General features: G+C 76.0%; 11 protein-coding genes. 5 read left to right on the top strand and 6 right to left on the bottom strand.

Annotation, left to right across the window (positions count from 1 at the left end; all coding sequences use genetic code 11):
- The first annotated feature begins 776 nt into the window (after positions 1-776).
- From D450_RS0119165 to D450_RS0119150, 4 genes are all read left to right on the top strand, one after another.
- Positions 777-2,327, top strand: a complete 1,551-nt coding sequence (locus D450_RS0119165) for a glycoside hydrolase family 15 protein (protein ID WP_017540274.1) — start codon at positions 777-779, stop codon at positions 2,325-2,327.
- A gap of 42 nt (positions 2,328-2,369) precedes the next feature.
- On the top strand, positions 2,370-3,836 hold the full coding sequence (locus D450_RS0119160) for an ABC transporter substrate-binding protein (protein WP_017540273.1): 1,467 nt from the start codon (positions 2,370-2,372) through the stop codon (positions 3,834-3,836).
- The gene (locus D450_RS0119155) at positions 3,833-4,819 is read left to right on the top strand and encodes an ABC transporter permease subunit (protein ID WP_017540272.1); all 987 of its coding nucleotides are present in this window, start codon (positions 3,833-3,835) and stop codon (positions 4,817-4,819) included. The genes D450_RS0119160 and D450_RS0119155 overlap by 4 nt, the downstream gene beginning before the upstream one ends.
- 226 nt (positions 4,820-5,045) lie before the next feature.
- Positions 5,046-5,924: a carbohydrate ABC transporter permease gene (locus D450_RS0119150; protein ID WP_017540271.1), complete on the top strand. Its 879-nt coding sequence runs from the start codon at positions 5,046-5,048 to the stop codon at positions 5,922-5,924.
- A 451-nt stretch (positions 5,925-6,375) separates the two neighbouring features.
- On the opposite strand, the gene D450_RS0119145 is transcribed toward D450_RS0119150, so the two are convergent.
- From D450_RS0119145 to D450_RS0119120, 6 genes are all read right to left on the bottom strand, one after another.
- Positions 6,376-7,836 carry an aldehyde dehydrogenase family protein gene (locus D450_RS0119145; protein ID WP_017540270.1) on the bottom strand — a complete coding sequence of 487 codons (1,461 nt, stop codon included), beginning with the start codon at positions 7,834-7,836 and terminating at the stop codon, positions 6,376-6,378.
- Between the two features lie 92 nt (positions 7,837-7,928).
- Entirely contained in the window at positions 7,929-9,593 is a 1,665-nt protein-coding gene (locus D450_RS0119140) for a thiamine pyrophosphate-dependent enzyme (protein ID WP_017540269.1), read from the bottom strand.
- Positions 9,590-10,447, bottom strand: a complete 858-nt coding sequence (locus tag D450_RS30605; protein WP_017540268.1) for an ABC transporter ATP-binding protein — start codon at positions 10,445-10,447, stop codon at positions 9,590-9,592. The genes D450_RS0119140 and D450_RS30605 overlap by 4 nt, the downstream gene beginning before the upstream one ends.
- 14 nt (positions 10,448-10,461) lie before the next feature.
- Positions 10,462-11,244 (bottom strand): ABC transporter permease, encoded by a 783-nt coding sequence (locus D450_RS0119130; protein ID WP_017540267.1) that lies wholly within the window; start codon positions 11,242-11,244, stop codon positions 10,462-10,464.
- Positions 11,241-12,077, bottom strand: a complete 837-nt coding sequence (locus D450_RS0119125) for an ABC transporter permease (protein ID WP_017540266.1) — start codon at positions 12,075-12,077, stop codon at positions 11,241-11,243. The genes D450_RS0119130 and D450_RS0119125 overlap by 4 nt, the downstream gene beginning before the upstream one ends.
- A complete protein-coding gene (locus tag D450_RS0119120; RefSeq protein ID WP_017540265.1) occupies positions 12,074-13,033 on the bottom strand; it encodes an ABC transporter substrate-binding protein in 960 nt (319 codons plus the stop codon). The genes D450_RS0119125 and D450_RS0119120 overlap by 4 nt, the downstream gene beginning before the upstream one ends.
- A 278-nt stretch (positions 13,034-13,311) precedes the next feature.
- Here D450_RS0119120 and D450_RS0119115 point away from each other — a divergent pair, with 278 nt between their 5' ends.
- Positions 13,312-14,136, top strand: coding sequence for an IclR family transcriptional regulator domain-containing protein (locus D450_RS0119115; RefSeq protein WP_017540264.1), 825 nt, complete (start codon positions 13,312-13,314; stop codon positions 14,134-14,136).
- Positions 14,137-14,584 lie beyond the last annotated feature (448 nt).

The following is a 14,584-nucleotide window of genomic DNA, read 5'->3' as shown; positions in this document are numbered from 1 at the left end:
GCCCCCCCCCGCCACGTGCGCCGCGGGATTCCGCGGAGCGGGGCCCGGAAGGAAGCGTGGAGCGACGCCCGCACGGACACCGACAAGGACGTCGACGGCGTGCACTGACCGGCCGGTCGGCCGTCCGCTCCCGGACGGTCGCAAGCGGCCGCCACCGCCGGAGGCCCGCTCCGAGGGCCTCCGGGGACGACAGGGACAGGCGGACCCCCCGACACCCGAACCCGACGCCGACGGGGAACCGCCGGTACGCGGACCACCACGGTCGGCGCGCCGACGGCGCCCCGTCGGGCCTTTCCGCCCTCGTTTCCGTAGACCGACGACCCGCATCTCCGGCTCGTCGGTCCCCCAGGAGAATCCCGGAGGCCCCGTCCGCCTCCGGTTCGACGCACTCCCTCCGTGAGCGGCATCAGGCCCCTCGGGCCGCCCGTTCCTCCCCGTCCCGGGCGCCTGCCCGTCCTGTGTCCGGGCCCCCGATCGGCCTTTCGCCCCTGTTTGCAGTGACATGGGGCCCGCCATTCCAGGACCTCGGGACCGCCTGTCCGGGAAGACCCCCGTGGACCCCGCCCTACCGGTCCTGGCTGTGCCAGGGGCACTGCCCATCCTGCGCCCGGGTACCGTCGGGTGTCTGCTTGCGCGTGAGCAACGCGCCCGCGTGGCTCGGGTCTGGTCAGACGGGCCCGGAACGGGGGACGATCGGCGTGCAGGCCGAGCGCACCGGACCGATCGGCGGGTCGTGCTCGGAGGGGCGGAGGAGGCAGGGCGAGCGAGGTGATCCCATGCCCGTCGAGAAGGGCCCCCGGGGCGCGTCCGCGCCGCTGGGGACCCGCGGAACCGCCTGGTCCCCCGAGACCCGGCTCTACACCGACGGCGTCGCCGAGGCCTCCGACGGCACCCCTCTCGCGCTGCCCCCGCACTCGGACCACCTGCGCGTGCCCGGCACCCCCCTGCTCGACCGGCGCTGGCCGCTGACCGGGGCCGCCCCCGCCGGGCCGGAGGCCGTGGCCGCCCGCCGCGCCGCGCTCGCCGGTGCCGGGATCCCCGGGCAGGGCACCCGCTGGTGCGACATGGCGCGCACCGCCCTCATCGACATCCGCGCCCTGCTGTTCCCCAACGGCGCGATGGTCGCCGCCGCCAGTCCCCACTGGCGCTACGTGTGGCCCCGCGACGCCTCCTACTGCGCGGTCGCGCTGGCGCTGTGCGGGCTGCGCGCGGACGCGGTGCGCGTGCTCGCCTACCTCGAGCGCGTCCTGCCCCGCACGGGCCCGTGGCAGGCCCGCTACCTTCCCGACGGCTCCGGCGGGGTGCCCGACGACCGGGGCGTCCAGCTCGACGGTGCCGGGTGGGTGCTCTGGGCCGCCTGGGTCATCGCCCGGCTGGGCACCGGCCCGGCGCCGTCCGGGCCGTCGTCGCCGTTCCCCCCGTCCTCCGCCGCATGGGCGGCCGGGGAGGCGGCATGGCCACCGGCCGGGGACGCTCCGAACGCCTCCTTCGGCGGGCGCGACGCGCTCCCTCCCGCCCCCGACACGGGCGCCGACTCCGTCCATCCCGGCCCGCCGCCGGGCGGCCCGGGGGCCGAGCCCCTCCACCCGGTCCTGGACGGCGCTGCCCTCGCCTTGCCCGCCGCCGAGGACCGCGCCGCCGTCGAACGCCTCGTCCCGCGCGCGCTGGCCGTCATCGAACAGGCCCTCGACCCGCGCACCCGGCTTCCCCGCCCTTCCCCCGACTACTGGGAGAAGCGCACCGGGGAGCTCACCCTCGGCACCGCCGCCCCGCTCGCCCTCGGTGCCCGGTCCGCGGCCGCGCTCACCGGCGACGTCGCGGCCGCCGGCCTGGCCGAGGACCTCGAAGCCGGCGTCGAGGCGCACTTCGCCCCGCACGACTACCCCCGCACCGTCCCCCGCGCCCCCGCCGGACAGGCGGAGGGACGGCCGGGCAAGGACGCCTCCGTCGCCTTCCTCATGCCGCCCTTCGCCCCCGCCCGCCCCGGCCCGCACGCCGCGTGGCTGCGCGCGCTCGACGCCCTGCGGGTGTCCAACGGCGGCCTGCGCCCCGGCGAGGACTGGCCCGACTCCACCACCGCCTGGACCCCGCAGGTGTCCCTGTTCGCGATGACCGCTGCCTGCCTGGGCGAACACGCCGCCGCGCACCGCCTGCTCGACTGGCTGGCCGCCCGCCGCACCCGCCTGGGGGCGCTGCCCGAGAAGGTCACCGCCGCCGGGCGGCCGGCCGCCGTGGCGCCCCTCGCCCTCACCGGCGCGTCGGTGCTGGCCGCCCTCGCCGCGCTGGAGGGGCGAGCGCCGCCCGTCCCGCCGCTCCCTCCCCGCTGACCCGGCCGCGTCCCGACCGGCCGCCGCCCCACGGAGGTGCCGATGTCCGAGCCGCTCCGCCCGTCCGACCGCGCGCGCCGGGCCCGCCGCCGCGCGCCGGGCCGTCCCTTCGGCCCTCCCGTGCGAGGCGCCGCCGCGCGACGCACCGCCGCGGTGCTCGCCGCCGCCGTGCTGCTCCCGCTCGCCGCCTGTCAGTCGCCCGGGGACGGCGGCGGTGACGGCGGCGCGCTCGTGTTCTGGACCCCGCACGTCACCCCCGACCGCCTCGCGCAGCAGGAGGCCACCGCCGCCGCGTTCACCGAGCAGAGCGGCGTCGACGTGGACGTGGTGCCGATGTCGGCCGAGGACCAGAACCAGAGCATGGCGGTGGGCTCGGCCTCCGGCGACGTGCCCGACGTGGTGCTGCTCGCCCCCGACCAGGCCGCGGCCTGGTCCGCCCAGGGCGTCCTGGACACCGGGACGGCCGCCGGGATCGTCGAGGACCTGGGCCCCGACACCTTCGGCGAGAACGCCCTGGACATGGTCACCTTCGACGGCACCCCCGCCGCGGTGCCCAGCGACGGCTGGGGGCAGGTGCTCGTCTACCGGGCCGACCTCCTCGCCGACGCCGGCCTCGACCCGCCCCGGACCCTGGAGGACGTCGCCGACGCCGCCGAAGAGCTCGACGGCGACGGGCGGGCCGGAATCGCCCTGGGCACCAGGCCCGGCGACCCGTTCACCACCCAGACCCTGGAGGCGCTGCTCCTCGCGGGCGGCTGCGACCTGGTCGACGGCGCGGGCGAGGTCGCCCTGGAGTCGCCCGAGTGCGTGGACGCGCTGGACGCCTACGCCCGCATGGCCGAGGCCTCGGTCCCCGGCGACCAGGACGTGGAGACCACCCGCGCCGCCTACCTCTCCGGCGAGGCGGCGATGCTGTTCTGGGGGTCGCACATCTTCGACGAGCTGGCCGGGCTGGCCCCCGACTTCCCGCCGACCTGCCCCGAGTGCGCCGACGACCCGGACTTCCTGGCCTCCGAGTCGGGCACGGTGGGCGCGCTCACCGCCCCCGACGGGTCGCCGGTGCAGTACGGGCTCACGCTCAACCTGGGGATCCCCGTCGGCGCCGACACCGAGGACGCCCGGGCGTTCACCGAGTACCTGATGGGCCCCGGGTACGTGGAGTCGCTGGAGGTCTCCCCCGAGGGCCGGGTGCCGGTCCGCCCGGGCACCCCCGACGACCCCGACGTGCACGCCGAGGCCTGGTCGGAGCTGCCCACCGGCGAGGACCCGGAGAACCGCGCCCCGCTGTCGGACTTCTACGGCGACGCGGTCATCGACGGCATCGTGGAGGGTGCGCAGTCCTTCCGCCGGTGGGGCTACGGGACCGAGCACGCGGCGTTCGCCGGACCGCTGGCCGCCCAGAACACGCTGGCCAAACAGGTGGGACCGCTGTTCGAGGGGGAGGACCCGGCGACGGTCGCCGCCTCTATGGCGGATGCGGCCCGAGCGGTGCAGGCCGACAACGAATGACCGCGGACGGGCGGGAACGGCGCACCGGAAAGGCCCCCGGGGATCGGCGTCCGAGCGGCCGGCGGGGCCTGACCCGCCGCGCGCGCGAGGAGCTGCACGGACGCCTGATGGTGGCGCCCACCCTGCTGGTGGTGGGCGCGGTGGTGCTGCTCCCGTTCGTCGCCGTGCTCGTGCTGTCGGTGCAGGAGCTGCGGCTCATCGAGATCCGCTCGCTCGGCCCGGCCGACCTGGAGGTGTCGCTCGCCAACTTCGCCCGGGTGCTCTCCGCCTCCGGGTTCTGGGACGCGGTGCGCACCACGGTCGTGTACGCGACCGCGACCACCGTGGGCTCGCTGGGCGCGGGCCTGGCCCTCGCGCTGGCCCTGCGCCGCCCGTTCCGGGGCCGGGGCCTGATGCGCGGGCTGGCCCTGGTGCCCTACGTGCTGCCGGTGGTCGCGGCGGCCACGATCTGGAAGATGCTGCTGGACCCGCAGTACGGGGCGGTGAACGAGGCGGGGCGGCGCTTCCTCGGCTGGGAGGTGCCGATCAACTTCCTCACCGAGCACCGGATCGACGTGGCCGGGCTCCCGGTCCCGGTGGCGCTGAGCGCGGTGATCGCCTTCGAGGTGTGGAAGTCCTTCCCGCTGGCGTTCCTGTTCCTGACGGCACGCCTGCAGGCGGTGCCGCGGGACGTGGAGGAGGCGGCGGTGGTCGACGGCGCCTCGCCGCTGCATGTGTTCCGGCACGTGCTGCTGCCCCAGCTGGCCGGGGTGCTCGGGGTGCTGGCGGTGCTCCGCTTCATCTGGTCGTTCCAGAACTTCAACGACGTGTACCTGCTGACCGGCGGCGCCGGCGGCACGGAGGTGGTGGCCGTGCGGGTCTACCAGGAGCTGGTCACCCGCGCCGACGTGGGATCGGCGGCGGCGCTGGGCGTGCTGATGACGGCGGCCCTGGCGGTGCCGCTGCTGGTCTACCTCCGGCAGGTGAGGAAGGGGCGGCTGTGACCTCACCCCCTGAAGGGGCGGCAGGGTTCCCTGTTCCGCCGCCGGGCGCCGGCCCGGAACCGCGGCGGCGGGCAGGGGCCGCCGAGCGGCCCGGAGGCCGGACGCCCCGGACCGGATTCCCACCCCGAACGGCGTACGCGGGGCCGGCCGCCGCCCTGCGCAGGGGCTCGGCTCCTCCCCCTCCCGGAGGCCGGGGCGGCCCCGGACCGGACCGCCGGGGCGGGCCGTGACGGCCGGGCGCCGGTGGGACCGGCACGCGGTGGAGCGGCGCGTCCTGGCGGTCGCGCGGATCGCGGTGATCGCCCTGGCCGCCGCCGCGGCCGTCGGACCGCTGTTCTACGGGGCCGTGCTGTCGGTGCGGCCGTTCGCCTCGTTCGTCGCCGACCCGCTCGCGCTGCCCTCCCTCTCAGAGATCGACGTCGGCGCCTACCCGACCGCCCTGCGCTCGGAGGAGGAAGGCGGGTTCGGGCTCGCGCGGTTCATGCGCAACTCGCTGTACGTCGCCGTCTGGACGACGGTCCTGGCGGTGGCGTGCAGCGTGCTGGGCGCCTATGCCGCCGTCCGCCTGCGCTTCTTCGGCCGCGACACGGTCAACGGCCTCTTCCTCGCCGTCTACCTCTTCCCCGGCATCGTGCTGGCGGTCCCGCTGTTCGTGTTCTTCAGCCGGGTCGGCCTGACCGGCACCCTGACCGGGCTGGTGCTGATCTACATGGCGCAGACCGTCCCGGTGGCCCTGTACATGCTGCGCGGCTACTTCCAGGCCGTCCCCGCAGGGGTCGAGGAGGCGGCCGAGGTCGACGGGTGCAACCGGCTGCAGGTGATCGTGCGGGTGGTGCTGCCGATGGCGCTGCCCGGGATCACGGCCACCGCGCTGTACGTGTTCATGATCGCCTGGAACGAGTTCCTGTTCGCCCTGCTGTTCCTGGTGGGCGACCGGGAGCGGTGGACGGTGTCGCTGGGCATCGCCCGCCTGGGCGAGTTCGCCGTGCCCGCCCCGGTGCTGATGGCCGGGTCGATCTCCATCACGGTCCCGGTGGTGGCCGGGTTCCTGCTGGCCCAACGCCTCCTGATCTCCGGCCTGACCGCGGGCGCCGAGAAGGGCTGAGGGGCGGACGGGGGACGTGCGGCCGTCGCGCCGCCGTGCGACGGCCCCCGCGGGGGGTACTGCGTGTTCGCGGTGGTCACTGGCCGCCACCCGCTCTGGGGCGACGACGGAACAGCAGGTGCCCCGCTCACGGGCCCCGGCCGGGCGGCAGGGCGTGGCCGTGTCCAGCACCGTGGTGCCGCTTGCGCCCGCTCTCTCGCCGACCCCGGGAAAAGCGGCCCTTGAAGCCGAGCCCGCAGGGCCGTTCTCCCCGAAAGGAAAGGAAAAAGCCTCGCATTCCAGGCATACCGGGCACGTTTTCCCTCCTCCCTTGTTGATCTCGGGAAAAACGACCCTTCCCGCCCGTTTTTAGGGTCGTTTTTCCCGAGATCAACAAGGGCCCAGCCACCCGACACGCACATGAGAAAGCCCCGGAAGCCCATGCGAGAGCTTCCGGGGCCGGGCGGCCCTGTCAGAAGGGGTAGCGCTGGATGTCGGTCTGCATGGTCACCCACTGGGTCTCGGTGAAGGCCTCCACGTTGGCGGCCGTTCCTCCGAAGCGGGACCCGGTGCCCGAGGCGCCCACGCCGCCGAAGGGGGCGGTGGCCTCGTCGTCGACCGTCTGGTCGTTGATGTGCACCAGCCCGGCCGGGATGCGCTCGGCCAGCTCCATGCCGCGCATCGGGTTCCCGGTCAGCACGCCCAGCGACAGCCCGTACTCGCCCGCCGAGGCCAGCTCCACCGCCTCCTCCTCGGTGTCGAAGGCGATGACCGGCGCGACCGGGCCGAACACCTCCTCGCCGTAGGCGGGCACGTCCGGCCCGACCCGGTCGAGCACGGTGGGCCGGTAGAACAGGCCGTCGTGGACCCCGCCGGCCCGCAGCCGCGCCCCCGCCTCCACGCTGCGGGCGACCAGGCCGTGCACCCGGTCGCGCTGGCCCGCGTCGATGAGCGGCCCGAGCGCGGCCGGGTCCTGTGCCGGGTCGCCCACCGCCAGCGCGTCGGCCTTGGCCGCGAGCAGGGCGGTGTACTCCTCGGCGATGGAGGAGTGCACGATGTGCCGGCCGGTGGTCATGCAGATCTGCCCCTGGTGCAGGAAGGCGCCCCACGCCCCGGCCGAGGCGGCGGCCCCGACGTCGGCGTCGCCGAGCACCACCAGCGGCGAGTTGCCGCCCAGCTCCAGGTGGACGCGCTTGAGGTGGCGGCCGGCCGCCTCGCCCACCCTGCGCCCGGCGGCGGTCGACCCGGTGAAGGAGACCACCCGGACCCGGGGGTCGGCCACCAGGCGCTCGCCCGCCTCGGCGCCGCCCGGCAGGACGTGCAGCACCCCCTCGGGCAGGCCCGCGCGGCGGAACACCTCGGCGATGACCGCCCCTCCGCACACCGCCGTGCGCGGGTCGGGCTTGAGCACGACGGCGTTGCCCAGGGCCAGGGCGGGCGCGACCGAGCGCATGGCCAGGATCAGCGGGAAGTTGAACGGGGAGATCACCCCGACCACGCCGGCGGGCACTCGGCGGGACATGCTCAGGCGCGGCTTGGCGGTGCGCAGCACCTCGCCGGCGGGCTGGGAGGCCAGCGCCGCCGACTCGTAGGCCTCGGTGACCGCCAGGTGGGTCTCGAAGGCGGCCTTGCCCTGGGCGGATCCGGCCTCACCGACCAGCCACCCGGCGACCTGCCCGGTGTGCTCCTCGAAGAGCGCCCCGGCGCGGCGCAGGACGGCCGCGCGCTCCTCGAAGGACGCGGCGGCCCACGCCCGCTGGGCGTCGGCGGCACGGGCGGCCGACGCGGCGACGTCCTCGGCGTCGGCGAAGCCGATGCGGGCCAGCTCCTCCCCGGTGGCCGGCGAGGTGACGGAGGTGGCGCCGCCGCGGGGCGTGGACCATTCTCCGGTGAACACGCGACCGCCGAACTCGGCGGGGTCGAGCAGGGACATTCTGCGCTCCAAAGCGACTCTGCGGCCTTTAGGGGCCGGACGGACGGTGGCTGTAGGGCGGTGTCGGTCGTCAGCGGGTCAGGTGGGCCCGGTCATGGCCGGAAGCCGGGGTCGGGGGCCACGGCGATGTCCAGGACGAGCGGCTCGGTGCGCCCGCGCAGGCCCGGCAGGATCTCGTCCAGGGCGGCCTCGACCTCGTCCAGCGTGGCGGCGGTCCGGGCCGGGCACCCGAGCCCGCGGGCCAGGGAGGCGACCGACACCTGGGCGAAGTCGGGCCAGGGCGCCTTGCCCCCGTGGCCCTCGGCCAAGCGGTCCATGACCGCGTAGCGGCCGTTGGAGAGCACGATGAACAGGGCCCCGGCGGCGTAGCGGGCCGCGCTCCACAGCGCCTGCACCTGGTAGAGCGAGGAGCCGTCGCCGACGACCGCGACGACGGGCCGGTCCGGGGCGGCCATGCGCACCCCGGTGGCGGCGGGCAGCGCGAACCCGAGCCCTCCCATGGCCGCGGACAGGAAGCCCATCGGGCGCCGGGCGGGCACGAGCCGGTGCAGGTCGGGGCGGCTGGAGGGGGTCTCCTCGACGAGGACGGTGTCCGGGTCCATCCGCTCGGCCAGGGCGCCCAGCACCTGGGCGGGGCGGAGCGGGGACGGCGCAGGGGCGGCGTTCGCCGGGGCCCCCTCCCCGTCTCCGCCGGATCCCCGCGTCTCCTCCGGCACGGTCCCCGCATCGCCCGGCCGCGCACCGTCCGCGCGCGCCGGGACCTGCGCGGCCAGGAGCCTCAGGGCAGGGGCGATCGGCGCGACCACGGCCACCTCGACCGGGGCGCGGTGCGCCTCCGAGGGGTCGTCCGTCAGCACGGCGAGGCGCGTGCCCTGGGCCGTCAACGGCCCCTCCCTATACGGGTACTGGCGGAACACCGGCGCCCCGACCGCGAGCACGGCGTCGTGGCCTCCCAAGCGCGCACGGAGCCCGTCACGGTCGGCGGGCAGCACCCCCGCGTACAGCGGATGGTCCTGCGGGAAGCCCGCCCGCGCCCCGAAGCTCTCCTGGAAGACCGGCGCTCCGAGGCGTTCGGCCAGCACCCGCAGGGCCTGCCACCCCTCCTCCGAGTCCGTCCCGGCCCCGGTGACCAGGGCCGGTGCCACGGCGTCGGCGAGCAGGGCCGCCACCCCCTCGACGTCGGCCGCCTCGGCCGTGGCCGACCGGACCACGCGCGCGGGCGCCGCGTCGGGGTGGTCGGCGCCTCCGGCCGGTGCGGACCAGTCGCCCTGCGGCACGACCACGACGGCCGGCCCCCGTCCGTGCTCGGCCTCGTAGCGCGCGCGGGCGATGGCCCCGGGCACGTCCTGAGGCACCGCGGGTTCGCAGAACCACACCGGATACTCCCCCGCCAGCCCCCGCAGCCGCCCGGTGAGGAAGGGCTCCAGGGCCAGGTGGCGGCGGTCCTGCTGGCCCACCAGCACCACGAGCGGCGCCCGGTTGGCCCGCGCCGTGGCCAGGGCGCCGACGGCGTTGCCCAGCCCGGCGGTGGTGTGCAGCTGGACCAGCGCGGCGCGCCCGCGCGCGATCGCCCACCCGGTGGCCATGCCGACCACCGACCCCTCGTGCAGGGCCAGGACGAAGCGCAGGTCGTCGGGCAGGTCGGCGAGGAAGGCGACCTCGGTGGAGCCGGGGTTGGCGAAGACCGTGGTGAGCCCCTGCGCCCGGAGCACCGCGATCGCGGCGTCCCGGACGGTGCCCGCGCCCGGCCCGCTCACCGCGCACCCCCGGTGGCGGTGGGCTCCCGGTCGGGGCCGTCCGTCCCGGCCGGGCCGCCGGCCGCACCGGTCCGGCCTGCGCCACCGTCCCCGTTCTTGGCGTTCTGGATCTCCCGGTAGACCAGGGCCCGCAGCTCGGCGAAGCGCGGGGCGGACCGGGTGGTCAGCTGGTCGCGCTCCTCGGGCAGGTCGACCCGCACGTCGTCCTGCACCACGGTCGGCGAGGACGACAGCACGATCACGCGCTCGCCCAGGTACACCGCCTCGTCGATGTCGTGGGTGACGAACAGGACCGTCATCGAGAAGCGCTTCCACAGCCCGCGGATCAGGTCCTCCAGGTCGGCCCGGGTCTGGGCGTCGACGGCGGCGAAGGGCTCGTCCATCAGCAGCACCCGGGGCTCGTAGGCGATGGCCCGGGCGATCGCCACGCGCTGCTGCATCCCCCCGGACAGCTCCCAGGGGTGCAGGGAGGCGGCGTGCGCCAGGCCGACCGCCTCCAGCGACTCCTCCACCAGCTCGCGGCGGCGGGCCTTGGGCAGCCTCTTCTCCTTGAGGGGCAGTTCGACGTTGCCGCGCACGGTCAGCCAGGGGAACAGGCTGCGCCCGTACTCCTGGAAGACCACCGCCATGTCCGGCGGCGGCCCGTCCACCGGGCGCCCGTCGAGCGCGACCGTGCCGGCCGTGGGGCGCATCAGCCCGGAGACGCATTTGAGCAGCGTCGTCTTGCCGCAGCCCGAGGGGCCGACCAGGCAGGCCAGCTCGCCCTCGCCGAGGCCGAAGGTCAGGTCGCGCACGGCCTCCACCTCGCGGCCCTGGCCGCGGTAGGTCTTGCGCAGCCCGTTGACGTCGAGCATGGGGGTCCTTCCTCTCATTCCCCGCGGGAGGCGGCGCGCAGTCCCCGGTGCCAGGCCAGGGCGCGCCGCTCGGCCCGGGCGAAGACCACGGACAGCACCACCCCCAGCAGGCCCAGCAGGACGATGCCGCTCCACATCTCCGGGATGGCGAAGCCGCGTTGGAACTGGACGATGGCGAAGCCCAGGCCGCTGGAGCTGGCGAACATCTCGCTGATCACCATGAGGATGATCGCGATGGACAGGGCCTGCCGGAGCCCGGCCGCGATCTGCGGGCTCGCCGAGCGCAGCACCAGCACGGTCAGCCGGCGCCGTCCACGCACCCCGTAGACGCGGCAGGTGTCGGCCAGGACCGGGTCGACGGCCCGCACCCCCTCCACGGTGTTGAGCAGCACCGGCCACACGCACCCCGAGACGATGACCGCGGCGCGCATCGAGGCGTCCAGGCCCACGAGCAGTATCAGCAGCGGCACCAGCACCGGCGGCGGCACGGCCCGCAGGAACTCCAGGACCGGCTCGGCGAAGGCGCGCAGCCGCGGGGACAGGCCCAGCGGCACGCCCATGCCGATCCCGAGGGCGGCGGCCAGCGCGTAGCCGGTGAGCAGCAGGCCGACGCTGGGCAGCACGTCGGCGGCGAACCGCTCGGAGACCCACACCTGGGCGAAGGTGGCGGCGATGGTGCCCGGGTCGGTCAGGTAGAAGCTGTCGGAGGCCGCGGCGGCCCACCACCACAGGGCGATGAGCGCGGCCGGGAGCAGCAGCACCCGGGCGGCGGCCCGCGGGAGCGCGCGCACGCTCATACGGCGGCCTCCCCTCGTACCGAGCTGTGCCAGCGCAGCAGGCGGCGCTCCAGCGCGCGGACGCCGGCGTTGACGGCCACGCCCAGGATCCCGGTGGCCACGATCAGCGCGTAGACCAGCGGCGCGGCGCCGCTGGACTGGGCGACGGAGATCTGCTGGCCCAGGCCGGGGGCGCCGATGGTGAGCTGGGCGGTGATGGTGAGGATCAGCGCGACCGCGGCGCCCAGCCGCACCCCGGTCAGCAGGTACGGCAGTGCCGTGGGCCAGACCAGGTGGCGCAGGCACGCCCACCGGCCGAGCCCGTAGGCGCGGGCGGTCTGCTCGGCGACGGGGTCGATGTCGGCCACCCCGTAGAGCACCTGGATGTAGACCTGCCAGAAGGAGGCGTAGACGACCAGCAGCAGCGTGGAGCGCAGGTCGGTGCCGTAGACCAGGATCGCCAGCGGGATGAGCGCGACCGAGGGGATGGGGCGCAGGAACTCCACGGTGGAGGCGGTGTAGGCGCGCAGCACCGGCACCGACCCGACGGCGAACCCCAGGGCGACCGCGGCCGCGCAGGCGATGGCCAGGCCCAGGGCCCAGGCGGCGACGGTGTCGCCGACGGCGCCCCAGAACGCGGCGGTGGCCGCCCGCTCGGCCAGGGTGGCCAGCACGCGGGAGGCCGGGGGCAGGAACTCGGCCGAGACCGCGGTGGTGCGCGGCACCGCCTCCCACAGCAGCAGGAACGCGGCGGCGCCGGCGGCGCCCAGGAGGGCGTCGCGGCCGGGCAGCGCCCGGCGCCGCCCCGCGGCCGCCGGGGCGGGCGGGGCGGCGGTGTCGGCGGCCGCGCTCATCCGGACTCCGCGAAGAGCGCCTCGACGTCGGGGGTCTCCTCCACCAGCCCGTCCTCTTCCATGAGGTCGGCGATGGTCTGCACCGACTCGCGGTCGGCGGCGGGCGGGAAGGAGGGCAGCCGGATCTCCTCGATGAGGGTCTGGTCCATCTCGGTGTACTCGCCCAGGATGCGCCGCACCTCCTCGGGGTTGGCCTCGGCGTAGGCCAGGGCCTCGTCCATGGCCGAGGTGAAGTCGGCGACCAGCTCGGGGGCCTCGGCGAGGACCTGCTCGGAGGTGAAGTAGGCGGCGATGGTGAGCCGCGGGTGGGCGTCGACGAAGTTGGAGGCGATCTCGGTGGCGCCGCCGTCCAGGGCGGTGGTCAGGAACGGCTCGACCACCCAGGCGGCGTCGACCTCCCCCTTCTCCACGGCGGCGGGCATGTCCGGGAAGGGCAGTTCCATGAACTCCACGGCGGCGGGGTCGCCGCCGTCCTTGCGGACCGAGTTGCGCACGGTGGTGTCGCCGATGTTCTCCAGGTTGTTCACGGCGACGGTGGCGCCCTCCAGGTCCTGCGCGCTCTCGATCGGGCTGTCCTCGGGGACCACGATCCCGCCGAAGTCGGCGCCCTGTTCCCCGGTGGTGGCGACGCCGTTGGCGACCACCTTCATCGGAAGTCCGGCGTCGCGGGCCACCAGCAGGGAGGTGACGTTGCCGAAGGCGAAGTCGAAGTCGCCGCTGGCCACGCCGGGCACCGCCTGGGCGCCGCCGCTGGTGTTGACCACCTCCACCTCCAGGCCGCGGTCGGCGAAGAGGCCCTGGTCGACGGCGAGGTGCAGGGGCGCGACGTCGACGATGGGGATCGCGCCGACGGTGACGGCGCGGGCGCCGTCCCCGCCGTCGGGCTCGCCGCCGCCGCAGCCGCTCGCGGCCAGCACGGCCGCGGCCCCGGCCGCGGCGAGGGTTCGGTGACGCATCGGGTCTCCATTCGCAGGGGGTGCGGGCGGGCGCTGCCGCGCCCGCTCACGAGGGGGTTTGTGCGTCTTGCGAACGGCCGTTCTGCTGGCGAACGTAATCCATCCCACATTCACCGTCAACCCCGCGCACCGGCCTCACCGACGGTGACCAGCCGTGCGGCAGCCCCGACGGGGGCGGGACCCGCGCAGCGGGGCCGCCCGGAGGCCGGCGAACGGCCGCCGGACACCCGTGGAGAGCTGTGCGGTATGAGAACATTCCGGGGACGGGAAGGGAGCGCATGTCCGACACCGATGCCGACGCCGCCGCGCCCGAGCCGCGCGGCGACCACTTCGTCCAGTCCCTGGAGCGCGGGCTCGCGGTGGTCCGGGCCTTCTCCGCCGACCGGCCGGAGATGACGCTGAGCGAGGTGGCCCGCGCCACCGGCCTGACCCGTGCGGCCGCCCGCCGCTTCCTGCTCACCCTGGCCGACCTGGGGTACGTGCGCTTCGACGGCCGCCTGTTCGCGCTGACCCCGCGGGTGCTGGAGCTGGGGTACGCCTACCTGTCCTCGGCGGGGCTGCCCGAGGTCGCCCAGCCGCACCTGCAGGCGCTGGCCGCCGAGGTCCGCGAGTCGTCCTCGGTCTCGGTGCTCGACGGCGACGACGTGGTGTACGTGGCGCGCGCGGCGACGTCCAGGATCATGACGGTCGCGATCAGCGTCGGCACCCGCTTCCCGGCCTGCGTCACCTCCATGGGGCGGGTGCTGCTCGCCGGGCGCCCCGACCGCGAACTGGACGCCTACCTGGACCGCCTGGAGGTGCCCGCCCTCACCGCGCACACCGTCGCGGGCACCGGGGCGCTGCGCCGGGAGCTGGAGCGGGTACGGGCCCAGGGGTGGGCCATCGTCGACCAGGAGCTGGAGGAGGGGCTGCGCTCGGTGGCCGCGCCGATCCGCGACCGCGAGGGGCGGGTCATCGCCGCCGCGAACGTGTCGGTCCAGGCGAGCCGCATGACGGTGCGCGGCCTGCGCACGCAGATCCTGCCGTCCCTGCTGGCCACGGTCTCCCGCATCGAGGCCGACCTGGAGATCGCCTCCCGCACCGCGGGCCCGGCCCGGGCCTGATTCAGAACACCGCACGGGCCCCGGACGAGGGCCGGCCGACCCATGGGTCCGGGCAGGGGCAGCGACGAGGGAGCAGCAGGTGCCCCACTCACGCCCGCTTGCCGGGCGGCGGGTCCGCGCCGATCTGGGCGGGAGGGCGGCGACGACGACAGGGCGCCCCATCCGGTGGCGCTGCTCGGCGCCGGGCGTGCGGGTGCTCCCGGCAGAGGCGGCGACGGAGCAGCTGGTGCCCCGCTCACGGCTACTTGCCGGGGTGCGGGTCTGCGCTGGCCGGGGTGGGAGTGAGGGGCCCTGCTGATTCCGGACAGGGTTTGAACCGCCTATTTCACGCGGCCAGGCGCCTCAGCTGCCGCCCCTGACCGGCGACGGCCGGTCGTGTCCGCTGGGGTGGTGGAACCCTCCGGGCCCCGGCCGCCCCCGGGGGGGCACTGCCTGCCGCCCGTATCGA

This window comes from Nocardiopsis halophila DSM 44494, from assembly GCF_000341245.1.
Classification (GTDB): Bacteria; Actinomycetota; Actinomycetes; order Streptosporangiales; family Streptosporangiaceae; genus Nocardiopsis_A; species Nocardiopsis_A halophila.
Note: the sequence above shows the minus strand (reverse complement) of the source record. Positions and strands in the feature narration are given on the sequence as shown.